28 protein-coding genes, 1 tRNA gene and 1 other RNA gene are annotated in these 25,362 nt (G+C 69.9%); 13 read left to right on the top strand and 17 right to left on the bottom strand.

All coding sequences use genetic code 11. The annotated features are described in order from the left end of the window. Positions 1-21: 21 nt before the first annotated feature. The 3 genes from LY13_RS02390 to LY13_RS02380 are packed head-to-tail and all read right to left on the bottom strand — an operon-like array spanning position 22 to position 1,601. A complete protein-coding gene (locus LY13_RS02390) occupies positions 22-630 on the bottom strand; it encodes a uridine kinase family protein (protein WP_253826476.1) in 609 nt (202 codons plus the stop codon). A 6-nt stretch (positions 631-636) separates the two neighbouring features. Continuing rightward, positions 637-1,233, bottom strand: a complete 597-nt coding sequence (gene recR / locus LY13_RS02385; protein ID WP_253826475.1) for a recombination mediator RecR — start codon at positions 1,231-1,233, stop codon at positions 637-639. A 2-nt stretch (positions 1,234-1,235) separates the two neighbouring features. Further along, positions 1,236-1,601, bottom strand: coding sequence for a YbaB/EbfC family nucleoid-associated protein (locus LY13_RS02380; RefSeq protein WP_253826474.1), 366 nt, complete (start codon positions 1,599-1,601; stop codon positions 1,236-1,238). Between the two features lie 78 nt (positions 1,602-1,679). On the opposite strand from LY13_RS02380, the gene LY13_RS02375 reads away from it, so the two are divergent. Then, positions 1,680-2,525 carry an N-acetylmuramoyl-L-alanine amidase gene (locus LY13_RS02375; protein WP_253826473.1) on the top strand — a complete coding sequence of 282 codons (846 nt, stop codon included), beginning with the start codon at positions 1,680-1,682 and terminating at the stop codon, positions 2,523-2,525. A gap of 67 nt (positions 2,526-2,592) precedes the next feature. Here the strand turns inward: LY13_RS02375 and LY13_RS02370 are convergent, their stop codons facing one another. The 3 genes from LY13_RS02370 to LY13_RS02360 form a co-directional block, all read right to left on the bottom strand. Then, a complete protein-coding gene (locus LY13_RS02370; protein ID WP_308216251.1) occupies positions 2,593-5,007 on the bottom strand; it encodes a DNA polymerase III subunit gamma and tau in 2,415 nt (804 codons plus the stop codon). A gap of 325 nt (positions 5,008-5,332) precedes the next feature. Beyond that, positions 5,333-5,429, bottom strand: an RNA gene (gene ffs / locus LY13_RS02365) — signal recognition particle sRNA small type. 76 nt (positions 5,430-5,505) lie between these two features. Further along, positions 5,506-5,772 (bottom strand): DUF397 domain-containing protein, encoded by a 267-nt coding sequence (locus LY13_RS02360; RefSeq protein ID WP_253826471.1) that lies wholly within the window; start codon positions 5,770-5,772, stop codon positions 5,506-5,508. Positions 5,773-6,052: 280 nt separating this feature from the next. Here LY13_RS02360 and LY13_RS02355 point away from each other — a divergent pair, with 280 nt between their 5' ends. Then, complete coding sequence (locus tag LY13_RS02355) at positions 6,053-6,259, top strand: hypothetical protein (RefSeq protein ID WP_253826470.1); 207 nt, start codon at positions 6,053-6,055, stop codon at positions 6,257-6,259. Positions 6,260-6,443: 184 nt separating this feature from the next. Here the strand turns inward: LY13_RS02355 and LY13_RS02350 are convergent, their stop codons facing one another. Further along, positions 6,444-7,301, bottom strand: a complete 858-nt coding sequence (locus tag LY13_RS02350; protein WP_253826469.1) for a helix-turn-helix domain-containing protein — start codon at positions 7,299-7,301, stop codon at positions 6,444-6,446. A gap of 66 nt (positions 7,302-7,367) precedes the next feature. On the opposite strand from LY13_RS02350, the gene gnd reads away from it, so the two are divergent. The 5 genes from gnd (at position 7,368) to metH (ending at position 15,291) form a co-directional block, all read left to right on the top strand. Beyond that, a complete protein-coding gene (gene gnd, locus LY13_RS02345) occupies positions 7,368-8,807 on the top strand; it encodes an NADP-dependent phosphogluconate dehydrogenase (protein ID WP_253826468.1) in 1,440 nt (479 codons plus the stop codon). 16 nt (positions 8,808-8,823) lie between these two features. After that, complete coding sequence (locus LY13_RS02340; protein WP_301298364.1) at positions 8,824-10,182, top strand: TrkH family potassium uptake protein; 1,359 nt, start codon at positions 8,824-8,826, stop codon at positions 10,180-10,182. Beyond that, the gene (locus tag LY13_RS02335) at positions 10,175-10,882 is read left to right on the top strand and encodes a potassium channel family protein (RefSeq protein ID WP_253826467.1); all 708 of its coding nucleotides are present in this window, start codon (positions 10,175-10,177) and stop codon (positions 10,880-10,882) included. The genes LY13_RS02340 and LY13_RS02335 overlap by 8 nt, the downstream gene beginning before the upstream one ends. Positions 10,883-11,190: 308 nt before the next feature. Then, positions 11,191-11,276: transfer RNA gene (locus LY13_RS02330), tRNA-Ser, on the top strand. A 286-nt stretch (positions 11,277-11,562) separates the two neighbouring features. Then, entirely contained in the window at positions 11,563-15,291 is a 3,729-nt protein-coding gene (gene metH / locus LY13_RS02325; protein WP_253826466.1) for a methionine synthase, read from the top strand. A 139-nt stretch (positions 15,292-15,430) separates the two neighbouring features. Here metH and LY13_RS02320 read toward each other — a convergent pair whose 3' ends face one another. The 6 genes from LY13_RS02320 to LY13_RS02295 all read right to left on the bottom strand — a co-directional run bounded on the left by LY13_RS02320 (position 15,431) and on the right by LY13_RS02295 (position 18,284). Beyond that, complete coding sequence (locus tag LY13_RS02320; protein ID WP_301298363.1) at positions 15,431-15,760, bottom strand: DUF2267 domain-containing protein; 330 nt, start codon at positions 15,758-15,760, stop codon at positions 15,431-15,433. A 21-nt stretch (positions 15,761-15,781) separates the two neighbouring features. Beyond that, entirely contained in the window at positions 15,782-16,120 is a 339-nt protein-coding gene (locus LY13_RS02315; protein WP_253826464.1) for a DUF8129 domain-containing protein, read from the bottom strand. 37 nt (positions 16,121-16,157) lie between these two features. Continuing rightward, positions 16,158-16,472, bottom strand: coding sequence for a DUF2795 domain-containing protein (locus LY13_RS02310; RefSeq protein ID WP_253826463.1), 315 nt, complete (start codon positions 16,470-16,472; stop codon positions 16,158-16,160). A 125-nt stretch (positions 16,473-16,597) separates the two neighbouring features. Next, entirely contained in the window at positions 16,598-16,819 is a 222-nt protein-coding gene (locus tag LY13_RS02305) for a hypothetical protein (protein ID WP_253826462.1), read from the bottom strand. Between the two features lie 131 nt (positions 16,820-16,950). Next, positions 16,951-17,817: an oxidoreductase gene (locus LY13_RS02300; protein WP_253826461.1), complete on the bottom strand. Its 867-nt coding sequence runs from the start codon at positions 17,815-17,817 to the stop codon at positions 16,951-16,953. A 44-nt stretch (positions 17,818-17,861) separates the two neighbouring features. After that, on the bottom strand, positions 17,862-18,284 hold the full coding sequence (locus tag LY13_RS02295) for a DUF4396 domain-containing protein (protein WP_253826460.1): 423 nt from the start codon (positions 18,282-18,284) through the stop codon (positions 17,862-17,864). A 27-nt stretch (positions 18,285-18,311) separates the two neighbouring features. Here LY13_RS02295 and LY13_RS02290 point away from each other — a divergent pair, with 27 nt between their 5' ends. Together LY13_RS02290 and LY13_RS02285 are read left to right on the top strand one after the other, a co-directional pair. Then, entirely contained in the window at positions 18,312-18,548 is a 237-nt protein-coding gene (locus LY13_RS02290) for a hypothetical protein (protein WP_253826459.1), read from the top strand. 299 nt (positions 18,549-18,847) lie between these two features. Continuing rightward, entirely contained in the window at positions 18,848-19,078 is a 231-nt protein-coding gene (locus LY13_RS02285) for a DinB family protein (protein ID WP_253826458.1), read from the top strand. On the opposite strand, the gene LY13_RS02280 is transcribed toward LY13_RS02285, so the two are convergent. From LY13_RS02280 to LY13_RS02270, 3 genes are all read right to left on the bottom strand, one after another. Then, positions 19,075-19,623, bottom strand: a complete 549-nt coding sequence (locus LY13_RS02280) for a potassium channel family protein (protein WP_253826457.1) — start codon at positions 19,621-19,623, stop codon at positions 19,075-19,077. The two genes, LY13_RS02285 and LY13_RS02280, sit on opposite strands and share 4 nt — an antisense overlap. A gap of 283 nt (positions 19,624-19,906) precedes the next feature. Next, positions 19,907-20,467, bottom strand: a complete 561-nt coding sequence (locus LY13_RS02275) for a nuclear transport factor 2 family protein (protein WP_253826456.1) — start codon at positions 20,465-20,467, stop codon at positions 19,907-19,909. Beyond that, positions 20,464-20,829, bottom strand: coding sequence for an FAD-binding protein (locus tag LY13_RS02270; protein ID WP_253826455.1), 366 nt, complete (start codon positions 20,827-20,829; stop codon positions 20,464-20,466). Before LY13_RS02270 ends, LY13_RS02275 begins: the two co-directional genes overlap by 4 nt. A gap of 234 nt (positions 20,830-21,063) precedes the next feature. Here LY13_RS02270 and LY13_RS02265 point away from each other — a divergent pair, with 234 nt between their 5' ends. Genes LY13_RS02265 through LY13_RS02250 form a run of 4 tightly spaced genes read left to right on the top strand, consistent with a single transcriptional unit; the run spans position 21,064 to position 24,820 of the window. Beyond that, positions 21,064-21,324 carry a hypothetical protein gene (locus LY13_RS02265; protein WP_183648638.1) on the top strand — a complete coding sequence of 87 codons (261 nt, stop codon included), beginning with the start codon at positions 21,064-21,066 and terminating at the stop codon, positions 21,322-21,324. A gap of 23 nt (positions 21,325-21,347) precedes the next feature. Beyond that, a complete protein-coding gene (locus tag LY13_RS02260; protein ID WP_253826454.1) occupies positions 21,348-21,611 on the top strand; it encodes a hypothetical protein in 264 nt (87 codons plus the stop codon). Positions 21,612-21,618: 7 nt separating this feature from the next. Next, complete coding sequence (locus LY13_RS02255; RefSeq protein WP_253826453.1) at positions 21,619-24,351, top strand: FtsK/SpoIIIE domain-containing protein; 2,733 nt, start codon at positions 21,619-21,621, stop codon at positions 24,349-24,351. Further along, the gene (locus tag LY13_RS02250) at positions 24,344-24,820 is read left to right on the top strand and encodes a hypothetical protein (protein ID WP_308216250.1); all 477 of its coding nucleotides are present in this window, start codon (positions 24,344-24,346) and stop codon (positions 24,818-24,820) included. Before LY13_RS02255 ends, LY13_RS02250 begins: the two co-directional genes overlap by 8 nt. Before the next feature lie 79 nt (positions 24,821-24,899). Here the strand turns inward: LY13_RS02250 and LY13_RS02245 are convergent, their stop codons facing one another. Continuing rightward, positions 24,900-25,238 carry a hypothetical protein gene (locus tag LY13_RS02245; RefSeq protein WP_253826452.1) on the bottom strand — a complete coding sequence of 113 codons (339 nt, stop codon included), beginning with the start codon at positions 25,236-25,238 and terminating at the stop codon, positions 24,900-24,902. Between the last annotated feature and the right edge of the window lie 124 nt (positions 25,239-25,362).

The raw sequence follows: 25,362 nt of genomic DNA, 5'->3' as shown, positions 1-25,362 counted from the left end.
GGTGCCTGAATTCCAGGGGTTTCAGTCGTTTCCACCGAGTTGATTAGACCGTTCGGAGGAGTAGGTCACATCGGCTGCATTCCAGGGCTCGTCCACGGCGAACCAGCCGGTCTCGAAGCGCTGCCATCGCTGCAGATGCGGTCTGGACCACTCGCCGTCGCGGGCGACGGCCCGCGCCAACCGGGCATCCGAACCGGCGTGGTCCAACCAGCACAGCACCGACGTCGCACCCCGCACGGAACGGCGCCCCGACGACACGCCTTCCAACACCAGCACCCCGGGAACCGGAACGTCAACCTCCGCCCCCGGGACCGGCTCCCCCGCCGCGGTCCACTCGGTACGCCGGTAGCGGCCGGGCTCGCCCGCCGCGAGGGGATCGAGCACTCCCGTCGCCAACCGCGGCCACCACGACACCGGGTCGTCCCATGTCGCGAAGTCGTCCGTGCTGACGAGCGCCGGATCGGCTCCGCGGCGGCGCAGGACGTCGACGACCAGGGCGGCGAGGTGCGACTTGCCCGCGCCCGATCGCCCGTCGATCGCCAACAGCCGCACCGCTCCCAGCCGCGGCGGCGCGGCGAGCACCCTGGCGGCGAGGTCGCCTGCCGGGTCGGCCACGGAACCCGCGTCCACGGCGGGTCACAGCGCGCGGCGGCCCGACAGGGCGCGGCCGAGCGTGAGCTCGTCGGCGAACTCGAGGTCGCCGCCCATCGGCAACCCGGAGGCGAGCCGCGTCACCGTCAGGCCGGGGAAGTCGCGCAACATCCGCACCAGGTAGGTCGCGGTCGCCTCGCCCTCGGTGTTCGGGTCGGTCGCGATGATGACCTCGGTGATCTCCTCCGACCCGATGCGCGTCAGCAGGTCCTTGATGCGCAGCTGGTCCGGGCCGACACCCGACAACGGGTCGAGCGCACCACCGAGCACGTGGTACCGGCCGCGGAACTCACGCGTGCGCTCGACGGCCAGTACGTCCTTCGGCTCCTCGACGACACAGACCGACGTGGCGTCACGGCGCGCGTCGTTGCAGATGCGGCACCGCTCACCTTCGGAGACGTTGCCGCAGATCTCGCAGAACCGCACGCCCTCGGCGACCTTGCCGAGCACCTCGCGCAGCCGCCCGATGTCCTGTGGGTCCGAGGCGAGCAGGTGGAACGCGATCCGCTGCGCACTCTTCGGACCGACCCCGGGCAGCCTGCCGAGCTCGTCGATCAGGTCCTGAACGACACCTTCGTACACGCTTACATTCCGGGAAGGCCGAGGTTGCCCATGCCGGGCAGGCCTTCGCCGCCGCCGAGCCCGCCCGTGATCGAGCCGAGCTTCTCCTGCTGGAGCTGCTGCGCGTTGCTCGTCGCGTCGCGGACGGCGGCCACCACGAGGTCGGACAGCGTCTCGACGTCCTCGGGGTCGACGATCCCCGGGTCGATGTCGAGCTTCTTGAGCTGGAGCTCGCCACTGACCGTGGCGGTCACCTTGCCGCCACCCGCCGTGCCGGTGACCTCGGCCTTGGCGATCTCCTCCTGGGCCTCGAGCATCTGCTGCTGCATCTGCTGCGCCTGCTGCATGATCTGCTGCATGTCGGGCATTCCGCCGCCGGGCTGCGCCATGGTGGTCGATCCGATCTCGTCGCTTGAGCTGGCTGTACCGGCCAGCCTAGTCGCCGCGCCTGTGGCACCGTGGACACCGTGCGGAGTTCGGGGGGCACATTCACCACCGCGCTGGCCCGCGGCATCGCCGTGACGGCCGGTCTCGGCATGCTGCTCGCGGGCTGCTCGCCCGCCGAACCCGCGGCCGACGGCGAGGTCGGCGACGAGCGAGCCGCCACCCAGCGTTCGGCGTCGGCCGGTTCGGAGCGCGATTCGAGCACCGATGCCGGCGTCGGCGACTCCGTCGTCGTGCTCGACCCGGGGCACAACGGTCGCAACGCGGCGAACCTGGACCGGATCGAACGTCCGGTGCCGAACGGCCGCGGCGATCGCAAACAGTGCAACTCGACGGGCACCAGCACCGACGAAGGATACGGCGAGCACGCGTTCAACTTCGCGGTCGCCCGACACGTGCAGCGCATGCTGGCCGGCCACGGCGTCGACGTCGTACTCACCCGATCGAACGACAACGGTGTCGGGCCGTGCGTCGACGAACGCGCCGCCATCGGCAACCGCAACGACGCCGATGCCGTCGTGTCGATCCACGCCGACGGCACGTCCGCCGAGGCGAGCGGCTTCCACGTCATCTACTCGGCCCCGCCACTGAACGACGCCCAGCGCACCGCCGCGCCGCGACTGGCGCGCGACATGGTGGCGGGGATGTCCGCCGCCGGGCTGCCGACGTCGGACTACATCGCCTCGCAGGAAGGCCTCGACGCGCGCGACGACCTCGCGGGCCTCAACCTGTCGACCGTGCCCGCCGTGCTCGTCGAATGCGGCAACATGCGCAACCCCGAGGAGGCGGAGGCCATGTCGACGTCCGAAGGCCGACGCCGGTACGCCGACGCCATCACCCGCGGCCTGCTGCGCTACCTCGACCGCTGACGCCCGTACCGCTGACACCTCGGGAGCGTGCCGACGCCTCGGGGCCGGTACGGGACGTCGGGTCTGGTCAGTCGATGGGGCGGGCGCCGAGGTGATCGGACAGGAGGCGCTGGGCCACGTCTTCCGGATCGGCGGAGGCCGCGGCCGGGGAGCCGGCCTGCGCAGCACCGTCGCCCGGCCCTGACGACGTCGACGACGGCACCGGCCGGGACGGCTCCGACCGCTGCGGGTCCGGCCCGGGCGGTTCCGGGACGCCGTACTCGTCGTCGTCCGGTTCCGGGGGCAGCGGGATGTCGGGCTCGGTCGTCGTCACTTTCGGACCGGACTCGTCCGAGGACACGTCGTCCTGGGACTGCCGGTCCTGGGATGCGGACCGCCCGGATTCGGCCCGCCCGGGTGCGGACTGTCCGGGTGCGGACTGTGCCGCCTCGGCCGTGGCCTGTCCCGACTCGGCGTCACCGCCCTGGGCGGGACCGCCTGCGGGCTGGGCCGGTGCGGACGTGCCGGACCGGGACGGGGCCGACGCGGACGGGCCGGATTCGGCCCGCGAACCGGCGGTGGGCTGGGCCGACTGCCTCGCGGAGGCTCCCTGGCCCGACGTGCCCTGGCCCGACATGCCCTGCGCCGACGCGCTCTGGGCCGGTGCGGCCGACTGCGCCGGCGGGACGCCCGCCGCTCCCGCGTGCAGGCACCGCACCTGCCACTGGCCACCCAGCAGTTCGCCGAGTGCCGCCGCGATGCAGTCCGCGTTGCGGGGTTCCGACAGTCGCCGCGCCAACGGCTCGGCCGTGTGCGTGAGCGTCACGCCGCCCGCATCGACGCTGTGCACCGTCGCGTTCGTCAGCATCGCCTCGGTACTTCGGCTCGCCTTGCGCACGGTCGACAGCAGCTGCGGCCAGTACTGGCGCAACGCCGCCGCGTCGAGCTGCCCCGGCTGCCCGGACGCCGCATCCTGGGACCCCGCGTCCTGGGCCGCCGTGCCCTGGGCCGCCGGTGCCGGTTGCGCAGCGGGTGCCGGTTGCGCAGCGGGTGCCGGGGGTGCGGATTCCGGCTGCGCAGGAGCGGCCTGCTGTGGCGCGGCCTGCTCCTCGGGCTGCGCGGGCGTCGGCGTGGCCTGTGCCTGCGTGGGTGCCGGCTTCGCCGGTTCCGGGGACGGCGACTGCTCGGGGGACGGCGTCTGCGCCGGGGCCGGTTCCGGCTGCTGCGCGCGTTGGGACGGCCGTTCGAACGTCCTCTCGGGCTTCGCCTCGGCGGCCGGAGCCGTGCCTGCCGGAGCCGCGGCACTCGCCGGAGCCGCACCCGCCGGAGCGGGCCCGCCACCCGCCGTCATGCGGCGTTCGAGCCGTTCGAGCCGCTGCAACGTGGCGCCTTCGTCGTCGGCGACCTCGGGCAGCAGCATGCGCGCGGCGAGCAGCTCCAGCAGCAGACGCGGCGCCGTCGCACCGCGCATCTCGCGCAGGCCGTTGTGCAGCAGTTCGGCGTAACGGGTGAGCGTGCCCGGCGCGACCCGTTCGGCCTGCGCCGACATGCGGTTGAGCTCCTCCTCCGGCGCGGCGACCATGCCGTTGGATGCGGCGTCCGGAACGGAGCGCAGCAGGATGAGGTCGCGGAACCGGTCGAGCAGGTCACTGGCGAACCGCCGCGGGTCGTGACCGGCCTCGGCCAGGCGGTCGATGGTTGCGTAGACCTCTTTGTGGTCCTCGGCGGCGAGCGCGTCGACCATGGAGTCGATCAGCGCGGCGTCCGTGACGCCGAGCAGTGCGACGGCCCTGCCGTAGGTGATGCCCTCGGGACCCGCGCCTGCGAGGAGCTGGTCGAGCACCGACTGGGTGTCGCGCGCCGATCCGCCCCCGGCACGCACGACCAGCGGGTACACGGCCGGCTCGACGTTGATGCCCTCGGCCGCGACGTTGCGTTCGAGCAGGTCGCGCATGGCCGTCGGCGGGATGAGCCGGAACGGGTAGTGGTGCGTGCGCGAGCGGATGGTCGTGAGGACCTTGTCCGGCTCGGTGGTCGCGAAGATGAAGATCAGGTGTTCCGGCGGTTCCTCGACGATCTTCAGCAGGGCATTGAAGCCCTGCGTGGTGACCATGTGGGCCTCGTCGATGATGAACACGCGGTAGCGCGACTCGGCGGGTGCGTAGAAGGCGCGGTCACGCAGTTCGCGGGCGTCGTCGACACCGCCGTGACTGGCGGCGTCGAGCTCGGTGACGTCGACACTGCCGGGCCCCTCCGGCGCAAGCGCTTTACACGGGCCGCACTCGCCGCACGGATCGGACGTGGGCCCGCTCTCGCAGTTGAGCGAGCGCGCCATGATGCGGGCGCTCGACGTCTTGCCGCAGCCACGGGGTCCGGAGAACAGGTAGGCGTGGTTGATACGCCCGGCCGCCAGCGCGGTGCGGAGCGGCTCGGTGACGTGTTCCTGCCCCACGACCTCGGCAAAGGTCGACGGCCGGTACTTGCGGTACAGCGCGAGAGCCACGGCAGCGAGCGTACCGGCCCACGCCGACACCCCGACGAGGACTTCGCCCTGCCCACCCCGCCGCGCGTCCTGCACTCGGGCGCGTGTGCCCTGCACTCTGGCACGTGTTCTGCCTCGGGCACCGTGTTCCGCGCGCGGGCGACGGTCACTGGGGCGCCAAAGCGGGACACGCGGCACTGAAGGCACAACACGCGCAGCGGAGACCACAACACGGGCTCCCGAACCCGCAACACGGTCCCCTGGACCCGCAACACGAACCCTGGAACCTGCAACACGGTCCCCTGAACCTGCAACACGGGGCCGGGACCGCCGCATGGGGGCACATAAAAAAGGGGACCCCCGCACCCGTCAGAGCCTGCTTATCCTTGCTGCCTTCCGGCCCTGGGGAGGTTCACAGGGTGGACGCCGCGGGGGTCCGCTGCCAAGTCTACGGCCTGGCGGCGATTCGCCGGAACGGGGGCCGTCAAGACCGCCGGGCCGGCCGCCGCGAGGCGGGTTTCAGGCGGGCAGATCGAATTGACCTGCCTTGACGGCGGTCACGAACGCCTGCCATTCACCCCGGGTGAACATGAAGACGGGACTGTCGTCGAGCTTGGTGTCCCGGACGCCGACGTGGCCCTCGCCGCCGGTGTCACCCAAGTTGACCTCCACGCAGTTTCCGCCGTTCGGCTCACTCGCGAACGACTTTTGCCATCCGATCGGGTCGAACCGGCTGACAACGGTTGCCGGGTCGTAATAATCCGTCTCCACTGTGCGGTCGGCCATCTCTACCTCCGTACCGGTCGCGACACCGGACAACCTCGTCGGACTGGTCCGATTTCGTGCCGCTTCCCCGGTTTCTCCCTGTGCTCAGGCGCCAAACCGACCGAAGCGTGCGCCCATCCGTGGGAACTTCACGTACGCCGGTCGACACCGTGATTAATCCCCTCCTAGGATTATTCCTAACGCTCGGCGGCAGGTCGACCCCGGCCCGCCCGCTGAGAGGCGAACCACAAGTCCGCACGCACGCGCACCCGGCGCGCGCTCTCTTGGGGGTGGAGTACACATGGCCGTACGACTGGAGATGACCCGGACGAACACGCCAGTCACGGAGCCGGACCTGTCCGATGTCACCGACCACCCCGCGCCCGCGCTGCCGTCACCGCGCAAGCCCCGGAGGTTCGGGCCCGGACTCGTCACCCGTCGCCCGCGACCGCAGGACGGCGCCGCCGACGACCGCAGGCTCACGTCGCGCTACGTCTCGCGCCTCTGACTCCCCCTGCCGGCCTGCCGACGGTCGGCACTCATCCCACCGCCGACGCTCCCGCCCTCGTCGTCGACGCCCTCGTGACGGGCCGGTGAGCGCGAGCAGGCCACTGCCGTCGCCATCCCCACCGCCGACGCTCACAGTCGCAAGTCATCCCGCGGCCAACGCCACGGCGCCGCACGCCGACGACTCAGGTGATCAGCTGGGAGCGGTAGTGCGCGGCCATCCCCTGGACGAACTCCCGCGTCTCGCCCCGTTCCAGCGCGGCACCTCGCAGCCGGTCCCACGAGTCGACGAAGATCTGGAAGTCCTTCATGTCGTCGAGGTAGATGCCGCCCGCGGAGTGCTCCACGTAGACGAAGTCACGGGTGCGGTCCGGGAAGCGCATGATCGTGAAGTCATTGGGTACAGCCGCGAGCTTCGCGTCGAACGGCAGCACGTGGATGTAGACGCGACCGCGCTTGTCCAGCTCCAGCAGATGTTCCATCTGGTCGAGCATCACGCCGGGTGAACGCCCGCCCGGCGCCCTCCACAACGCCGATTCGGACAGGATGAACCGGTAGTACGGCGGCTGCTCCTGGTCGAAGACGGCCTTGCGGTCGAGCCGCGCCCGCACGAGCGAGGTGATGTCGCCGGATCCGGCCTCCGTGAACTGCTTGAGCATGTAGTGCTCGGACTGCAGCGGCCCGGGGATACGCTCGCCGTGCCACGTCATGATCTCGGCGGCTGCTGGTTCGAGGTCGGTGAAGGTGCGGAACCAGTGCGGCACCACCGAGCGATAGCCGGACCAGTGGCCGCGCTGCCCTGCCGCCGCACGCGCCAGGTTCAGCAGCGTGTCGGCCTCCTCGCCGGAGACGCCGTAGGCATCGATCATGGTCCGGACATCGCCGAGCTTCGCGCCGACGGCACCGGATTCGATCTTGTTGACCTTGCCCTGCGTGCAGCCGAGGATCGCCGCCACCTGCTGCTGGGTCATCCCCGAGTTGGTACGCGCATGCCGCAACTCGTTGCCGAGTTGCTTGCGGCGAGAGGTCACGGTACTGGCCATGGCGGGGTGAACGTTACCTTTTCTTGCCTCTGCCCCAAAGCAGGAGGTCGGCGTAGGGTTGGCCCCATGACGAAGAAGGCCGATATCGGCGTGACCGGACTCGCCGTGATGGGGCGGAACCTGGCCCGCAACCTCGCCCGGCGCGGACACACCGTCGCCCTGCACAACCGGTCCGAAACCCGGACCAAGGAGCTGATCGACCAGTTCGGTGACGAGGGCGACTTCGTGCCGACCTACTCGGCGCGCGAGTTCGTCGAGGCGCTGGAGCGCCCGCGGAAACTGGTCGTCATGGTCAAGGCCGGCGGGCCGACGGACGCCGTGATCGAGGAGTTCGCACCGCTGCTCGACGAGGGTGACGTCATCGTGGACGCGGGGAACGCGCACTTCGCCGACACCCGCCGTCGCGAGGCCGCGCTGCGTGAGCGTGGTCTGCACTTCGTCGGCACCGGCGTGTCCGGCGGCGAGGAGGGCGCGCTGCACGGGCCGAGCATCATGCCGGGCGGTTCCGCGGAGTCGTACGAGTCGCTCGGTCCGCTCCTCGAGAGCATCTCGGCGCACGTGGACGGTGAGCCCTGCTGCACCCACGTCGGCGAGGACGGCGCGGGCCACTTCGTCAAGATGGTCCACAACGGCATCGAGTACTCGGACATGCAGCTCATCGCCGAGTCGTTCGACCTGCTCCGCGGAGCGCTCGGCTACGAACCGGCGCAGATCGCGGACGTCTTCCGCACCTGGAACACCGGGCGGCTCGAGTCGTATCTGATCGAGATCACCGCCGAGGTGCTCGGGCACACCGACGCCGCGACGGGCAAGCCGTTCGTCGACGTCGTGGCCGACGAGGCCGAGCAGAAGGGCACGGGCCGCTGGACGGTCCAGATCGGACTCGACCTGGGCGAACCGATCACCGGTATCGCGGAGGCGACCTTCGCCAGGTCGCTGTCCGGGCACGCCGACCTGCGTGCGGCCGCCCGGGGCCTGGACGGTCCGACCCGCGCCGTGCTGTCGGGCTCCGAGGCGGAACGGTTCGCCGACGACGTCGAGCAGGCGCTGTACGCGTCCAAAGTGGTGGCCTACGCGCAGGGTTTCAACCAGATCCTCGCGGGCGCGGCCGAGTACGGCTGGGACATCGACCTCGGGAAGGTCGCCTCGATCTGGCGCGGCGGCTGCATCATCCGGGCGCGCTTCCTCGACGACATCCGTGCCGCCTACGCCGCCGAACCGGACCTGCCGACGCTGCTGACCAGCGGCGGCTTCCGCAAGGCCGTCGAGGACGCGCAGGACTCGTGGCGGTCGGTGGTCCAGACCGCGGTGCGCCTCGGCATTCCGACGCCGGGCTTCTCGACCGCGCTGGCCTACTACGACGCGCTGCGCGCCGACCGGCTACCCGCCGCGCTCGTCCAGGGGCAGCGCGACTTCTTCGGCGCCCACACCTACCGGCGTGTCGACGCCGACGGCGCGTTCCACACCGAGTGGGCCGCCGACGGCCGTCCCGAACACCCCGCGTGAGGTGGCAGGCCGCGTACTGACCCGGCTGCTGCCGAGTTGGCGCCAACCCGCGCGCGTCGTCGTCGCGGGGTTCGCGTTCGTCGTCGTGTGCGGGGCGGTGCTGCTCGCACTGCCCGTCTCGGCCCAGCCCGGCGAGACGACCGGTTTCGTCGAGGCACTGTTCACCTCGGTGTCGGCACTCTGCGTCACCGGGCTGATCGTCGTGGACACGCCCGAGCACTGGTCCACGTTCGGTGAGGTCGTCATTCTCGGGCTGATCCAGCTCGGCGGCATCGGCATCATGACGACGGCGTCGCTGCTGGGGCTGCTCGTGTCCCGGCGGTTCGGGCTGCGGATGCGGCTGACGGCGCAGGCGGAGACGAAGGCGCTCGACCTCGGCGACGTCCGGCGCGTGGTGCGCGGCGTCATCACGGTGTCGCTGCTGCTCGAACTGGTCATCGCGACGGTGCTCGCGGTGCGGTTCGCCACCGGCTACGGCTACGAGGCCGGGCAGGCGGCCTACCACGGCGTGTTCCACGCGATCTCGGCGTTCAACAACGCGGGCTTCGCCCTCTACAGCGACAGCCTCATGGGGTTCGCGACCGACGCGTGGATCTGCCTGCCGGTCATGTTCGCGATGCTGGCGGGCGGGCTGGGATTCCCCGTGTGGCTGGAGCTGTGGCGGCACCGGCGGCCACGCCGGCGCGGCGACGAGGTGCGCCGCTGGTCGATGCACGCCAAGTTGACGCTGCTGACGACGAGCGTGCTGCTGGGCATCGGCGTCGTCGTCATCACGATCGCCGAGTGGAACAACCCGGAGACCCTCGGCGGCTTCGGCCTCGCGGGAAAGCTGCTGGCGGGTGCGTTCCACGGCGCGATGCCGCGGACGGCCGGGTTCAACAGCGTCGACGTCGGCGAGATGGAATCGGGGACGCTGCTGGTGGGCGACATCCTCATGTTCATCGGCGGCGGTAGCGCGGGCACGGCGGGCGGCATCAAGGTGACGACGTTCGCGCTGCTGGCGTTCGTCATCTACTCGGAGATCAAGGGTGAGCCGTCGGCGCACGCCTTCGGCCGCAAGATCCCTGCGCTGGTGCAGCGGCAGGCGCTGACCGTGGTGCTGCTGAGCGTCGCGGCGGTCATGCTGAGCACGTTGGCGCTGTTGGCGCTGACACCGTTCCGCCTCGAGCAGGTGCTGTTCGAGGTGATCTCGGCGTTCGCGACCGTCGGACTGTCCACCGGTATCACCGCCGACGTGGGCACGGCCGGGCACCTCGTGCTGTCACTGCTCATGTTCCTGGGACGCGTGGGTCCCATCACGCTGGCATCGGCGCTGGCGTTGCGGGACCGTTCCCGTCGGTACGAACTTCCGGAAGAGAGGCCGATCGTTGGCTAGGTGGGCGAGCAGGAACGCGCCGCGGACGTCCCACGACGTCAACCGCGTCGTGGTCATCGGGCTCGGCCGGTTCGGCGGTTCGCTGGCGCTGGAGCTGATCGCGAGCGGGTTCGAGGTGCTGGGGCTGGACCGTGATCCGAAGCTCGTGCAGCACTTCGCCGACGAACTGACGCACGCGGCCGTCGCGGACACGACCGATCCCGATGCGCTGGTGCAGCTCGGGGTGCCCGACTTCCAACGTGCTGTCGTGAGCATCGGCAACGACATGGAGGCGAGCATCCTGACGACGTCGGTGATCGCCGACTTCGGCATTCCGCACATCTGGGCGAAGGCGACGAGCAAGCGGCACCGGCGGATCCTCGAACGCGTCGGCGCCCACCACGTCGTCCTTCCCGAACACGACATGGGTGAACGCGTGGCCCACCTCGTGACGGGGCGGATGCTCGACTACATCGAGTTCGAGGACGACTACGCGCTCGTGAAGACGACGGCCCCCGACGAGGTGCTGGGCGTGCCGCTGGGGCAGACGTCGATCCGCAAGCGGTACGGAGTGACGGTCGTCGGCATCAAGCGGCCCGGTGAGAAGTTCACGTACGCCACGCAGGAGAGCGTCGTCGAGCGCCACGACCTGCTCGTCGTGGCGGGCCGCCGGAATCAGGTGGAGGCGTTCGCCAACCTGACGTCGACGCCCCCACGCTGAGTGACGACCTCGCGGGGTTGCACGCCCCCAAGGGCACCTTGGTGGCGTGCAGCACAGCCACGCGTCAGCGTGCCGATGAGGGGAGGCGGCCGGGCCGGCGGGTGGGAGCCCTGAAACTTCCCCTCGCGCATGGCGTGGATGACTTCCCGCGGGCAGCAAGATCAAGGGAAGAACAGTGGCGTTGAGTGCAACCAAGGTGCCCTTGGGGGCACGCGGGGCACGTCACGGCCCGCGCCACGATCACGCACCGTCGTCGCAGGCGAGACCCCGTACGAGCCGGTGACGCGCGGTCCTGTACCCTTTTCCGCGGAGGATTGGCCGAGCGGCCTAAGGCGCACGATTGGAAATCGTGTTGGGTTAACAGCCCTCACGGGTTCGAATCCCGTATCCTCCGCCGGTCGACAACGCCGGGTGGCCCAGCACGGGCTGCCCGGCGTTGTCGCTTTTCGTCCCCAGGTCGGCCGAATGTTTCAGAGTCGATCGGGCGTTTCAGAGGCGCGCCGGGCGGCGACGGTCAACCGAGCGGTGAGCTTCCTCGCAAAACGCTCGCGACCACAGCCCGGGAACACCTTAGGCTGGGGTGTGCCGAGAGGCGTTGCAACGGGCTGCCAGTGGCAGGGGGCGGTCCGCCACGCTCGGTGAGAACCTCCAAGGACGCCTTCCGACCAGGAAGGCAGGGCATGAGCAACATTCAGCCAGACCGCACCGACCAGCTCACCGCGCTCCTGCGTGAGCGGATCATGATCATTGACGGTGCGATGGGCACGATGATCCAGCAGGAGTCGCCCGGCGAGTCCGAGTACCGCGGCGAGCGTTTCGCCGACTGGGGCTGCGACGTCAAGGGCAACAGCGACCTGTTGGTGCTCACCCAGCCGGAACTGATCGGCGGCATCACGCGCCGGTTCCTCGAGGCGGGCGCGGACATCGTCGAGACCAACACCTTCAGCGCGACCACCATCGCGCAGGCCGACTTCGAGATGGAGGAGTTGGTCTACGAGCTGAACTACGAGGGCGCCCAGGTCGCCCGCAAGGCAGCCGACGAGTTCTCGACCGCCGACAAGCCCCGGTTCGTGGCGGGTGCGATGGGCCCGACGAACCGCACCGCGTCGATCTCCCCGGACGTCAACGACCCCGGCGCCCGGAACGTCTCCTACGACGAGCTCGTCACCGCGTACCTGCAGCAGGCCAACGGCCTCGTGGACGGCGGCGCCGACCTGCTGCTGATCGAGACGATCTTCGACACCCTCAACGCGAAGGCGTGCATCTTCGCGCTGGAGACCCTCTTCGAGGAGCGGGGCCGCCGCTGGCCGGTCATGGTGTCCGGCACCATCACCGACGCCTCGGGCCGCACGCTGTCGGGTCAGACCACCGAGGCGTTCTGGAACTCGATCCGGCACATCAACCCGCTGCTCGTCGGCCTGAACTGTGCGCTCGGTGCCGCCGAGATGCGCCAGTACGCGGCCGAGCTCAGCCGCATCGCCGACTGCTTCGTGCACTGCTACCCGAACGCGGGCCTGCCCAACGCGTTCGGTGAGTACGACGAGTCGCCCGAGCAGATGGCGCCCGTGGTCCGCGAGTTCGCCGAGGCCGGCCTGGTCAACGTGCTCGGTGGCTGCTGCGGCACCACCCCGGAGCACATCGGCGCCATCGCGAAGGCCTCCGAGGGGCTGTCCCCGCGCGTGCCCGCCGAGCCCGAGCCCGCGATGCGCCTGTCCGGCCTCGAGCCGTTCAACGTCGACAACTCGTCGCTGTTCGTGAACATCGGCGAGCGGACCAACATCACCGGCTCCGCGAAGTTCCGCAAGCTGATCAAGGACAGCGACTACGACACCGCCCTGTCGGTGGCCGTGCAGCAGGTCGAGAACGGCGCGCAGGTCATCGACGTCAACATGGACGAGGGCATGATCGACGGCGTCGAGGCGATGGATCGCTTCCTCAAGCTGATCGCCTCCGAACCGGACATCAGCCGGGTGCCGATCATGGTCGACTCCTCCAAGTGGGAGGTCATCGAGGCCGGCCTGAAGAACATCCAGGGCAAGCCGATCGTCAACTCGATCTCCCTGAAGTCGGGCGAGGACGAGTTCATCCAGCAGGCCGAGCTCTGCAAGAAGTACGGCGCGGCCGTCGTCGTGATGGCCTTCGACGAGGACGGTCAGGCCGACAACCTCGAGCGCCGCAAGGAGATCTGCAAACGCGCCTACGACATCCTCGTCGACCGGGTCGAGTTCCCCCGCGAGGACATCGTCTTCGACCCGAACGTGTTCGCGGTCGCGACGGGCATCGAGGAACACGCCACGTACGGCATGGACTTCATCCAGGGTGCCCGGTGGATCAAGGAGAACCTGCCGGAGGCGAAGATCTCCGGCGGTATCTCCAACGTGTCGTTCTCGTTCCGCGGCAACAACACCGTGCGTGAGGCGATCCACGCGGTCTTCCTGTACCACGCGATCGACGCCGGTCTGGACATGGGAATCGTCAACGCGGGCGCGCTCGCCGTCTACGACGAGGTGGCCCCCGACCTGCGTGACGCCATCGAGGACGTCATCCTCAACCGCACCGACGACTCGCAGGCCGCGACCGAGCGGCTGCTCGAGCTCGCCGAGCGGTACAAGGGCAGCGGCACCTCCACCGACGAGACCGCCGACGAGTGGCGCGAGCTGCCGGTCGGCGAGCGGATCACGCACGCGCTCGTCAAGGGCATCGACGCCCACATCGAGGCCGACACCGAGGAGCTGCGCACCGACATCGCCAACCGCAAGGGCAAGCCGATCGAGGTCATCGAGGGCCCGCTGATGGACGGCATGAACGTCGTCGGCGACCTGTTCGGCGCGGGCAAGATGTTCCTGCCGCAGGTGGTCAAGAGCGCCCGCGTGATGAAGAAGGCCGTGGCCTACCTGATCCCGTTCATCGAGCAGGAGAAGGCCGAAGCGGGCACCACCGGCGAGAAGGACACCAACGGCACCGTCGTGCTGGCGACCGTGAAGGGCGACGTCCACGACATCGGCAAGAACATCGTCGGCGTGGTGCTGCAGTGCAACAACTTCGAGGTCATCGACCTCGGCGTGATGGTGCCGGCCCAGCAGATCCTGGACGCCGCCAAGGAGCACAACGCCGACGTGATCGGCCTGTCCGGCCTGATCACCCCGTCCCTGGACGAGATGGTCAACTTCGCGTCCGAGATGCAGCGCCAGGAGTTCGACGTGCCGCTGCTGCTCGGCGGTGCCACGACCTCGCGCGCCCACACGGCCGTCAAGGTCGACCGCAAGTACGACGGCCCCGTGGTGTGGGTCAAGGACGCGTCCCGTTCGGTGCCGGTCGTGGCCTCGCTGCTGCACGACGAGCAGCGGGAGACGCTGATGGCCGAGGTGCAGGCCGACTACGACGCGCTGCGTGCGCGGCACGCCAACAAGCAGGACCGGCCGCTGGTCACCCTCGAGCAGGCGCGGGAGAACCGCACCCCGATCGACTGGTCGTCGTACACGCCGCCGACGCCCGCCAAGCCGGGCATCCACGTGCTGGAGGACTACGACCTCGCCGAGCTGCGGGACTACATCGACTGGCAGCCGTTCTTCAACGCGTGGGAGATGAAGGGCTCGTTCCCCGACATCCTCAACAACCCGTCGACCAGCGAGACCGCGCGCAAGCTGTACGACGACGCGCAGGCCATGCTCGACAAGCTGACCGAGGAGAAGTGGCTGACCGCCAACGGCGTCATCGGCTTCTTCCCCGCCAACGCGGTCGGCGACGACATCGAGCTCTACACCGACGAGCAGCGCAGCGAGACGCTGACGACGCTGTTCAACCTGCGCCAGCAGGGTGAGCACCGAGAAGGCGTCCCGAACCGTTCCATCGGCGACTTCGTCGCGCCGAAGGAGACGGGGCTGCAGGACTGGGTCGGCGGCTTCGCCGTGACCGCGGGCCTGGGCACGCAGAAGAAGATCGCCGAGTTCAAGGAGAACCTCGACGACTACAACGCGATCCTGCTCGAGTCGCTGGCCGACCGGCTCGCCGAGGCCTTCGCCGAGCGGATGCACGAGCGCGTGCGCAAGGAGTTCTGGGGCTACGCGCCCGACGAGGAACTCGACAACGTCGGCCTGATCAAGGAGAAGTACGACGGCATCCGGCCCGCGCCGGGCTACCCGGCGTGCCCGGAGCACACCGAGAAGCAGACGCTGTGGAAGCTGCTCGACGTCGAGAACACCACCGGCATCGAGCTCACCGAGTCGATGGCCATGTGGCCGGGCGCGGCGGTGTCCGGCTTCTACTTCAGCCACCCGGAGTCGCGGTACTTCGTGGTCGGCAGGCTCGGCCGTGACCAGGTCGAGGACTACGCGCAGCGCAAGGGCTGGTCGATGGCCGAGGCCGAGCGCTGGCTGTCGGCGAACCTGGGCTACGACCCAGAGGACTGATGGGCTGCCGCTGAGCAGCGCACACGACGCTGAAACGCCGGGTGGGTCGAATGCGACCCACCCGGCGTTTCAGTCGGTTCTCAGTGGTGACAGGCGTGCGCGCGAGCCGCGGCCGACAGCCACTGCTCACGCGAGGCCGTCACTCGAACAAGACCGACAACTCGCGTGGGAGCTGAGCGATCGTGTCGTCGACCTGGTCGGTCGGCGCCCACGAACGCAGCACGGACAGCACGGCGGAGGCTTGGCGCTCCATGCTCTCCATGTCGACCGTGTGGGTCTCGCCGCCGATCTTGTTCAGGAAGTTCGTCTTGTCGAACCGCTCGGCGTGTCCGCTCTTCTCACCGAGTTCGGCCTCCAGGACGTCCGGCAGCCATTGGGCGAGCTGCTTGGCCTGCCCGCTGGAAACGGAGGTGCCCAGGGCCCGCACGGTCGCGCGGCACAGCTGATGGGCCTCGTTGTCCGTGAGCAGCGGGACGTTGTGACCCGGGCGTCACGGCCGGTCGCGGTCGGGAGTCTGACCCGCGACACCGTGCCGGAGCGGAGCGCCCGGACCGGCCGCACTGTCACGCGAGACGGGTGAGCCGTGCGGGGTGTCCGCCGGCTTTCCGGTCCCGTCCCATTGGTCGCCACCGGACGGCTCGGCGCCCTCGGCGAGTTGCTGTTGCCGGGTCCGCAACAGTTCCAGCACGGGCGTGCGGTTGCCGTGCTGCTGTTCGTGTTCGATCAGGGTCTCGATGTCGTCGGGCGACAGTGCGCGAATCTGGTGCTGCAGCTTCGCGATCGGCAACTCGTCGTAGTCGGGAAGAGGCAGGACGTTGTCGGACGTCATGGTGTGCACCTCGCGGGACGTGGAACGGTCGATGTGGTCAGCTTCCCCGGTTCTCGCCGAGTTCCTCGACGATCGGGTTCGACGGCACCTCGGTTTCGTGTTCGGCCAGCGACGACTGGTTGTTGTGGCGGGCCTGCTGCGCCTTGTCCGAGTCGGACCGGCTTTCCTCCAGTGACACCGACTGGATGACCTCACCGATGTTGTCGTATTCGGCAGGCGGCATCGCACGCAGCGCCCGGGCCACGTCCGCCTGGCCGCTGTCGGCCTCCACATGGGACACCAACGTCTCTTTGCTGGTAGGAAAGTCGACCGAGGACAGCGCCGCCTTCAACGATTCACGGTCCGTGCTCATCGATTGCCCCTTTCCGTTCTGGCCGAGCCGGGAACGCCTTCCGGCGACGACCCGGCCGGGACGACATCACGATCGGTGCTGGCTGACGGGGAGACCGTCGGGCTCACGGTGACGGGGACGCACCCCTACTCCGCCGGCACGACGGGGGCGACCCATCCGTCGTCGACCTTGGCCCAGTCGGCGCTGCGGCTGAAACCGGCTGCAAGCAGTTCGCCGTCGATGTCGTTCTGGTTGTCGCCGCCCTGTGACAGTTCGAGTTCGGCCACCGGGACACCACGATCGTCCCGCACCGTGATCGCGGACGCATGGTCCGTGTCCGCTGCGCGATAATGCGCCGTTCTTACCACGATGTCTCCTTTCTCGGTGGCTCTGCTGGCCCTACCCGCTTCGCCGAGTCGGCAAACCCGCCGCGCGGCCGAGGGTCACCGCAGCAGGTTCGAACCTCCTCCCCGAACAGGACGCAACCGGGCATCCTCGCTCAGGCCCCGCCCTCGAGCTCCTCGATGTCGGTCGCGCTCAGGGAGACGTCGGCGATCCGCATGTTCTCCTCGAGATGCGCCACCCGGGACGTACCGGGGATCAGCAGCACGTTGTCCCGGCGAGCGAGCAGCCAGGCCAGCCCCACCTGCGCGGGCGACGCACCGACCCGTTCGGCCACCGACCGGACCGTGGCGTTGTCGGTGACCTTCGGCATGTCGGGGAACGCCGAGCCGAGCGGGAAGTACGGCACGTAGGCGATGCCTTCGTCGTGGCACAGGTCCAGCACGTCGGCGTCGGAGCGGTCCACCAGGCTGAACGCGTTCTGCACACACACGATGCCCGCCTGCTCGATCGCCTGCCGCACCTGGGCGTGCGTCGCCGTCGAGATGCCGATGCCCGCGATCTTGCCCTCGGCGCGCAGCCCGACCAGCTCCGCGAGCTGATCCTCGAGTGGGATCCGCTGGTCGGCGGGCAGTTCGTGCTCGTCCATCCGGCGCAGGTTCACCGCAGCGAGCCGGTCCACGCCGAGCGTGCGCAGGTTCTCCTCGACGGCCGCGCGCAACTGTCCCGGCCGCTGGGCGGGCACGAACCCGCCCTGCTCGTCGCGGACCGCACCGACCTTCGAGACCAGGGCGAGGCCGTCGGGATACGGGTGCAGCGCCTCGTGGATCAGTTCGTTCGCGACGTCCGGTCCGTAGAACTGCGCGGTGTCGATGTGGTCGACACCCAGCTCGACGGCGCGGCGCAGCACCGCGACGGCCTCGTCGTGATCACGCGGCGGCCCCATCACTCCGGGGCCGGGGAGCTGCATCGCACCGAACCCGATGCGGTGCACGGGAAACCGACCGAGGGAATACGTGTCCATAGCTGCGACGCTAGCCGCGCCCGAGACGGGTCCACAAACCGCGGTCAGTGGTGATACGCGTGTGCGACGGCGTGCCCGCGTCCCTTGCCGATGAGCCACCGGTTGACCGGCACCGTCACCACGAACGCGATCCCCAGCGCGACGGCCAGCGTCACCCAGAACAGGACCGTCGCCAGGCCGGCGTCCATCGCGCCCGGCACCAGGACCATGACGGCGTTGTCGGTGATCTCCATGACCGCGATCGACACGGTGTCCGCGGCGAGCGCCACCCGCAGCGCGGTCCCGAAACCGACACCCGCACGGACGACACCGCGCATGCTCAGGGCGTAGCCGAACAGGAACGCGAGCGCCACGGACAGCACCACCGTGCCGACCGTGTGCCAGCCCAGCGCCGTACCGATGATCATGCCGCTGACCTCGCCTATCGAGCAGCCGAGCAGGCAGTGCAGCGTCGCCGACACCGCCATCGCCCACGTCGCCTGCCCCCTCTCGCCGTGGCCACCGTGGCCGCCGTGCGGGCCGTGGTCGCCGTGGCCGCCGTGGCCGCCGTGGTCACCGTGGGAGCTGTGGGAGCCGTCGCCGCGGACGCGGCGGTCGCTGTGGTCTCCGTGGTCCCCGTTGTGGCCATGATCGCCGTGGTCATCGCGGTCGCCGTGCGGGCGCCCTGCCGGTTCGGACTTTTCGTACGTACGCTGCTCAGGCGCCGGGCCCGTGAGCGCCGGGTCCTCTGACACAGATCTGTCGGACACGCCGACCTCCAGTCCGTACGGGTATACGTTTCCTCTCCGAAGGGTCCGACAACCATACCCCCAGGGGGTATTCCCGTTGCCGAACGACGACCAAACATCCGCACACACCCGTGTTGCGGATTCCGGAGCCCGTGTTGCGGATCCAGGGGTCCGTGTTGCGGATTCAGGGGCGCGCGTTGCGGTTCCGGGGGCCGGATCGTCAGCGGGTGCGTCGACCTCCGCCGACGAGTTTCGGCAGCGGCTGCGGGACTACGCCGGCGCCAGGGCCTGGGTCGTCGCTCATGTCCGGCACCGACACCGACCAGCTCACCGGCGCGACGCCCTGCACAGAACTCGACGTCCGCACGCTGATGGCGCACCTGGTCGGCACCGCACATCGTGGCCTCGGCACCGCGCTCGGAACGTCCACGGCGCACGTTCCGTTCGCGGTCACCGACGTCCCCGACACCGAGCCCACATCGATCGAACGTCTGGCCGTCGCACTCGGCCGCACGTCCACGTCGGCGCGCTAGGCAGGCGGTCCCGGGTCGGCGCGGCACAGGGCGGTCCGCACCGCGCCGACGACGGCCCGCGCGGCGAAGCCCACCACGACGATCCCCACCGCCATCTGGATCATGGTCAGGATCCGCGCAGCCTCGGTGCGCGGCACGATGTCGCCGAAGCCGACCGTCGCGAACACGGTGACGGTGAAGTACAGCGCATCGGTACGGCCGAGGTCCTCACTGAAGCTTCCCGGCTGAGCCCGGTCGAGTCCGGCGTAGGCCGACGCGAAGAGCACGAGCAGCAGCGGCAACCCGACGGCGACCAGCTGCGCGGCCTTCAACCGCGGCGTGTCGGACATCGCGACGGCCCTGAGCTGCCAGCCGACGGCCGCCCCGAAGGCCACCAGCGCGACGCCGAACCGCAGCCACGGTCCGGCGTCGAACGGGCGGTCCAGCGGGACGAGGTAGTACCCGGTGATCACGAGCCCGGCACTGAGCACGGTCCGCAGTACCGCGCCGGCCACGAGCCGTCTGCGCGCAGTGGCGGGCAGCTCGTCGAATCGCCCTCGTCCCACGGCCCGACCTCCGGAGTCCGCGCCCTCACCTGCACGTCACGGGTACGGATACCCCGACCGCCACCGGCGACACGTCGTCGCAGGTCGTGATCAGAGCCCTCTGCCCGGCCGCACGTCCGCGGGAACAGGGACGGCCAGGGGCCAGGGACGCGGCGCCTCCCGCGAGGCCTGGTGGCCGGGCGACGAGGGCGCGCCACGGACGTCCCCACCGATGCACGCCCCCGAAGGCCCAACACGACCCCCGGAAAACGCAACACGATCCCCCGAAGGCGCAACACGGCAGTCAGGGGAGGTAGGACGTCAGCCACTCCGGTGGGTGGCCCTTGGTGAGCAGTTCGGGCCAGTCGCCGGGGCGTTCGTCGCCGTAGGCGCGCACGCGCAGATCGCGGCCGAGGACGTCGGCGTACTCGGTGACCTCGGTGTAGTACATGTACGACATGAGCCGGTCGGCGAACCGCCAGCCGGTCGACGTGCGCCGGTACACGTCCTGGTAACGCAGCGCGACCACCATGGCCTTGCCATCGCGGACCACCTCGGCATGCGACGCGAGCTGGCCGTGGGCGACGTCCGGGTCGTTGTCGTCGAACCGCACGACGTGACCGTGCGTGAAGTGGTTGGTCGGGCCGAGGGCCTTGAATCTGCCGAGGTACGTCGTCACGATCTCGTCGATGCCGTTCGCGGCGAACACCCCGTCGGCCGACCGCAACGTCCCGTCCTCGCAGAAGATCTTCCGTATCCCGTCCTCGTCGCGTTCGTCCATGATGTAGCCGTAGAGCACGGCGAGGTCCTGGATCGCCGTCCTGTCCTCGATTCGCTGGATGCGCTGCTCGAGTGCCTCCGTCATCGTCTGCCTCCCGAAGCCGCCGCGCCCCCGGCGCGGTATCCGAACACGAGCGCGGGACCGAGCGCGCCGCCCGCCCCGCCGTACACCATTCCGGCGGGCCCGGCCATGGCGCTTCCCGCGGCGAAGAGCCCTGGGATCGAGCCTCCATCCACAGTGAACACATATCCGTCCACATCGGTCTGTGGACCGCCGTTGGTTCCGAGGGTGCTGATACGAAGCTCCACGGCGTAGTACGGACCTTCGTCGAGCGGCCCGAGAGTGGACGTCGCTCCGGGGTGGTACCGCTTGTCGCCGACGAAGCCGACGAAGCCGTCGTAGGCACTCGCGGTCCCGGTGCCCGGCACGACGTCGAACTCACCCACGAGCTCTCCCCTCAATCGAGGATAACTATGCTAAGTGATTCCGCCATGACGTCAATGGGGCGGACAAGCCCCGCCGCGACACCGCAACCCCGGGTCGATACGTGAAGGAGTTTCACGGCCGGGCGGCGAACACGTAGCGTCAGCGAATTCGAGGCACCTCCACACTCCTGCCGAGGCGCCGTCACGCTAAGTTGGGAAGCGACACGTACCGAACATGTCCTAGGAGTCCGCCCCATGGCCGGAGTGGAAGAGATCCGCGCGGGGATCGCCGCCGCGAACGAGAAAGCTTCCGCCAGCATCGCCGCACTTCAACAGGCCGCCCAGACCCTCGAGGAAGCGCAGCAGACCCTCGCGATGGCGACCGAGGGCAGCACGCAGGAGGACGTCAGCCAGGCGCACGGACTCATGGCGGAGGCGATTCAGGGCATCACGGGCACGCAGAGCACCATCCAGGCGTGCATCTCGTCGACCGAGGGCTACGCGGCCCGCCTCTGAACGGCAGCGGATCCGCGTTCACGATGTCACTACACGAGCTGCGCGCCTCGCTGGGCGTCGTCCGATCGGGGCTCACCGACACCGCCGCGCAGGCCGCCCACGCCAGGGAACTGCTCGAGGACTACCGGCGTGCGCTGCTCAGCGCCCAGAGCGGCACCGGCACGGCCACGTCGGGTGAGCCGTGGCTCCCTCCGCCGTTGGCGCGCGCGTTCGACCAGCTGGACGAGCACATCGCCCAGCTCGGCAACGTCGAATCGGCCCTGAACCAGTACGAAGCAAGGTTGTAGCAGCCGCATGGGCAGGAAGAAGGGCGAGCAGCGCGCTCGGGTCGTGACCGCTCTCGACCAACTCCGCCACCAGATCGGCCTCGCGCTCGGGGCCGCCCGCAACGCGCGCACGACCACCGAGCACGACCTCGCACAGCGCAGACTCGAACAGGAGGTCGTGCGCACCGGGCTGGAACGTGCCGCCTCCGACCCGGAACTCGCCGCGCGGATGACCACCCCCGCGATGGCAGGCGTAGTCGAACGACTCGCGACCGTGCGTGACCGGTTCTACGCCGATTGGGCGGACGGTCCCCGGAGACTCCGCGAACTCGTCGCCACGTCCGCGCCCGGCCCCGCGGGAGCGCCGCCCGGGGAGTGGCTCGGCCGCGTCGGCACCGACCCCGGCCTGTCGTCGCCGGAACTGTGGCGGATCGGCGACTCCACAGTGGACATCGGCGGCGGCCAGACGTTCGACGTCGCGGTGCCGCTGCTCGACGCCTCCCACCTGGCGATCACGTCGGCGCCCACCACTCGGGTCACCGTGGACGCGCTCGTCGAATCGCTGCTGATGCGCGTGCTCTCGACGTTCGAACCCGGCGCGGTGAAGGTCCACCTGTGGGACATCGGCCAACTCACGGGGGTGCTGCCGAACTTCTACGCGCTCACCCGCACCAGCGCCGTCACGGTGCACGACCCGACACGCCTGGCCGACCTGCTCGACGACTTCGCAGGGCACGTCCGGCGCATCCACGGCTACACGATGCAGGCGGGGCATCCGTCGTTGCGGGCGATGCGCGCCGCGACGGGCAAACGTCTCGAACCGTGGCGGATCGGCGTGCTCTACGGCAACGGCGAGGACCTGCAACCGGAGCAGATCCGCGACATCAAACGCGTCGCCAGCGGCGCGCTCGAAGCAGGCATGTCGCTGATCCTCGTGGACGTGCCGACCATGCTCGACGGCGCGGTCGAGAGCATCCACGTGACGGCCGAGCGCACCGCCGTGACCAGCATGACGGGACCCGACCTGACCGTCCGCCTCGACCCGCCGCTGCCCGCGAGCCAGGCGACGGCCGCCGCAGGCAGGCTCGCCGAGGCGCTCGTCGCCAAGCAAGGCGGCCCGCGCACGTTCGAGGACCTGCTGCCCACGGAGTTCGGCACCGAGTCCTCGGCCGTCGAGCTCCGCGCGCCGGTGGGATTCCACGAGGGCGAGCCCGTCGACGTCGTCATCGGTGACGCCACGCCGCACGCGCTGATCGGCGGGCCGAGCGGCTCCGGCAAGACGAACTTCCTGTACGCCCTGCTGGGCTCGTTGTGCGCGCGGTACTCGCCGGACGAGCTGTCGCTGTACCTGCTCGACTTCAAGGAGGGCGTGTCGTTCGCGGGGCTCGCGCCCGGCCGCAAGGAGGAGAGCTGGCTGCCGCACGCGCGGCTGGTCGGCGTGAACGTCAACACCGACCGCGAGTTCGGCCTGGCGCTGCTGCGGTTCCTCACCGACGAGCTGCGCCGCCGTTCGGCCGCCGCCAAGCAGCACGAGGTCACGACCCTCTCGGAGCTGCGGCAGCAGGATCCCGGCGGGCACTGGCCCCGCATCGTGGCCGTCGTCGACGAGTTCCAGTACCTGTTCGGCGAGCGCGATTCGGTGACGGCACTGGCGACGTCGCTGCTCGAGGACGTCGCACGCCGGGGGCGCTCGCAGGGCATCCACCTGATCCTGGCGAGTCAGGACATCGCGGGCATCGAGGCGTTCTGGGGCAAACCCGCCGTGTTCGAGCAGTGCACGCTGCGGATCGCGATGCCGAAGGCCCGCCGGGTTCTCGCGGAGGCCAACCAGGCGGCGGTGGCCGCACCGCGCTGGCACGCCGTCGTCAACCATGAGTCCGGAATCGGGCACGGCAACAGCCTCGCCCACGTCCCCGACGCGAGTTCCGGCGGCGTTTTCCCCGCACTTCAACGGCAGCTGTGGCAACGCTACGGATCGACGAGCGTGCCGCGGCTGTTCGACGGCGCCCACGCCCCCGTGCTCACCGAGTCGTCGGCCTACATTGCACTGTCGCATTCGGACCGTCCACAGGCGATCGTCGGGCAGTCCATCGACGTCGCCGACACGGCACACGCCGTCGAACTGTCGGCCGCACCGGGACGGAATCTCGCCGTACTCGGCACGGGGCAACGGGACGCGGTGTCCGTCCTGGATTCCGCGGTGCGTTCCGTGGCGCGGCAGTGCGGGCCGGGCGACGTCGAATTCGCGCTGGCGTGCCTGGTCGAGCAGTGCACGCCCGCGGTGACGGCGCTGTCCGAGGAGTTGTCGGCCTGCGGACACAAGGCCGAGGTCGTCACCACGGACACGCTCACCGACCTCGCGGCGACGTGGGCCGGGCAGGAGTCGACGGCACGGCGCATCCTGGTGGCCTACGGCGTCGACGCGGCGCTACCGACATTGGAGGCGAAGGAGCCCGGCAAGTCCAGCGGTCTCGACCACCTGCGGGCGGTGCTCAAACACGGACCGGCGCGCGGCGTGCACGTACTCGGCTGGTGGCGCAGCGTGGCACGGCTCAAGGACACGCTCGGCTTCGGCGGCACCGACGACATCGGTGCGTGGGCGGCGCTGGACGTGCAGGGCAACGAACTGTCGACCCTCGCGGCGGGGCAGGTCGTGCACTGGTCGCCCCGGCCGGACCGCGCACTGTTCTTCGACCGGACGACGCTGTCGGCCCCGGAGATCGTCGTCCCGTTCCGGCGCGAGGAGGACACCGATGACTGACGAACACGGCACGGCGGCAGGTGCGGCGGGGGACGCCGGTGCCGTTCGCGGCGGGACGTCGGCGACGCCCGGCGGCGCAGCGGCGCCCGGCGGTGCAGCGGCGGCCGGCGGCGGGACGTCGGCGGCGGCGCGGTACAAGGAGACCATCGGACTGGCGCGCACGGCGGCCGAGCAACTGCGCGCGTGGGAGCAGGCGCGGGAACAGCAGCTGTACGCCGAGATCCAGGCCGCCGAGGAGAACGTGACGGTCGCGGCCGAAGCCGAGGAGGCGATAGCCGACCGCGCGCGCCGGTGGTGGTCGATGGCGCGCGACAACGTGGCGCGCCTGTCGTGGCTCGACGTGGGCGCCGACCCGGAGCCGGTGACGACCGCACGCGGCGAACAGGCGTCCCGCTACGCCGACGACATCCGACCCGCCTACCACGAACTCACCCAGGCAGTACTGAAACTCGGCTGGCGCGCCCGCTGAGGTCGGACAGACTTTCGTGTTCGACGCCGTCCTCGACGCGAAACCGCGCCGTTGGCGGCGGCCGGCTGCTCACGCGTGTTCACGCGGTCCCGACGGGCCAGGTCAGGACCTCGTACACCACGTCGACGATGGAGCCATCGGCGACACGTACCGGGTCCGGCCATTCACCGTCCGGCCATGGGAATCCGTCCCGTTCGAGACGTAGCGCGCCGGAGACGAGGAGCCGGTCCGTTGCCAGCGTCATGATGTCGACATAGTGACCGTGGAAGCGGGTGAAGAACAGCTCCTGCTCTCCGGGTGATGCTCCGCTGTAGGAGAACCGGTGCGCTTTGGCGGCCACGATCGCCTCGGCGTCATCGCGGATTCGAGGGTCGGGCGGCTGAGCCGTCAGCGGTGGCATGGTGAGCCTTTCGTACATTGTCGTACCGTTCGATCGAAGCGATAACGCGCCGCATTCGAGTGCGTAGCGAGCACGCCCCGTTCGCTCAAGGACGCCGTGGCTCGGGCGGTGCGACGGGTTCGTGGCGGAACAGTCTCCGGAG

It is taken from the genome of Prauserella aidingensis (assembly GCF_024171865.1).
Taxonomy (GTDB): domain Bacteria; phylum Actinomycetota; class Actinomycetes; order Mycobacteriales; family Pseudonocardiaceae; genus Prauserella; species Prauserella aidingensis.
Note: the sequence above shows the minus strand (reverse complement) of the source record. Positions and strands in the feature narration are given on the sequence as shown.

Excerpts from the sequence above, each read along its gene's own strand:
- LY13_RS02355 (WP_253826470.1), top strand. The coding sequence starts at position 6,053 with ATGGCCGTACGACTGGAGATGACCCGGACGAACACGCCAGTCACGGAG.
- gnd (WP_253826468.1), top strand. The coding sequence starts at position 7,368 with ATGACGAAGAAGGCCGATATCGGCGTGACCGGACTCGCCGTGATGGGG.
- LY13_RS02260 (WP_253826454.1), top strand. The coding sequence starts at position 21,348 with ATGTCACTACACGAGCTGCGCGCCTCGCTGGGCGTCGTCCGATCGGGG.
- LY13_RS02285 (WP_253826458.1), top strand. The coding sequence starts at position 18,848 with ATGTCCGGCACCGACACCGACCAGCTCACCGGCGCGACGCCCTGCACA.
- LY13_RS02350 (WP_253826469.1), bottom strand. The coding sequence starts at position 7,301 with ATGGCCAGTACCGTGACCTCTCGCCGCAAGCAACTCGGCAACGAGTTG.
- LY13_RS02250 (WP_308216250.1), top strand. The coding sequence starts at position 24,344 with ATGACTGACGAACACGGCACGGCGGCAGGTGCGGCGGGGGACGCCGGT.
- LY13_RS02245 (WP_253826452.1), bottom strand. The coding sequence starts at position 25,238 with ATGTACGAAAGGCTCACCATGCCACCGCTGACGGCTCAGCCGCCCGAC.
- LY13_RS02380 (WP_253826474.1), bottom strand. The coding sequence starts at position 1,601 with ATGGCGCAGCCCGGCGGCGGAATGCCCGACATGCAGCAGATCATGCAG.
- LY13_RS02360 (WP_253826471.1), bottom strand. The coding sequence starts at position 5,772 with ATGGCCGACCGCACAGTGGAGACGGATTATTACGACCCGGCAACCGTT.
- LY13_RS02310 (WP_253826463.1), bottom strand. The coding sequence starts at position 16,472 with ATGAGCACGGACCGTGAATCGTTGAAGGCGGCGCTGTCCTCGGTCGAC.
- LY13_RS02275 (WP_253826456.1), bottom strand. The coding sequence starts at position 20,467 with ATGACGGAGGCACTCGAGCAGCGCATCCAGCGAATCGAGGACAGGACG.
- LY13_RS02315 (WP_253826464.1), bottom strand. The coding sequence starts at position 16,120 with ATGACGTCCGACAACGTCCTGCCTCTTCCCGACTACGACGAGTTGCCG.
- LY13_RS02255 (WP_253826453.1), top strand. The coding sequence starts at position 21,619 with ATGGGCAGGAAGAAGGGCGAGCAGCGCGCTCGGGTCGTGACCGCTCTC.
- LY13_RS02300 (WP_253826461.1), bottom strand. The coding sequence starts at position 17,817 with ATGGACACGTATTCCCTCGGTCGGTTTCCCGTGCACCGCATCGGGTTC.
- LY13_RS02265 (WP_183648638.1), top strand. The coding sequence starts at position 21,064 with ATGGCCGGAGTGGAAGAGATCCGCGCGGGGATCGCCGCCGCGAACGAG.
- LY13_RS02295 (WP_253826460.1), bottom strand. The coding sequence starts at position 18,284 with ATGGCGGTGTCGGCGACGCTGCACTGCCTGCTCGGCTGCTCGATAGGC.
- metH (WP_253826466.1), top strand. The coding sequence starts at position 11,563 with ATGAGCAACATTCAGCCAGACCGCACCGACCAGCTCACCGCGCTCCTG.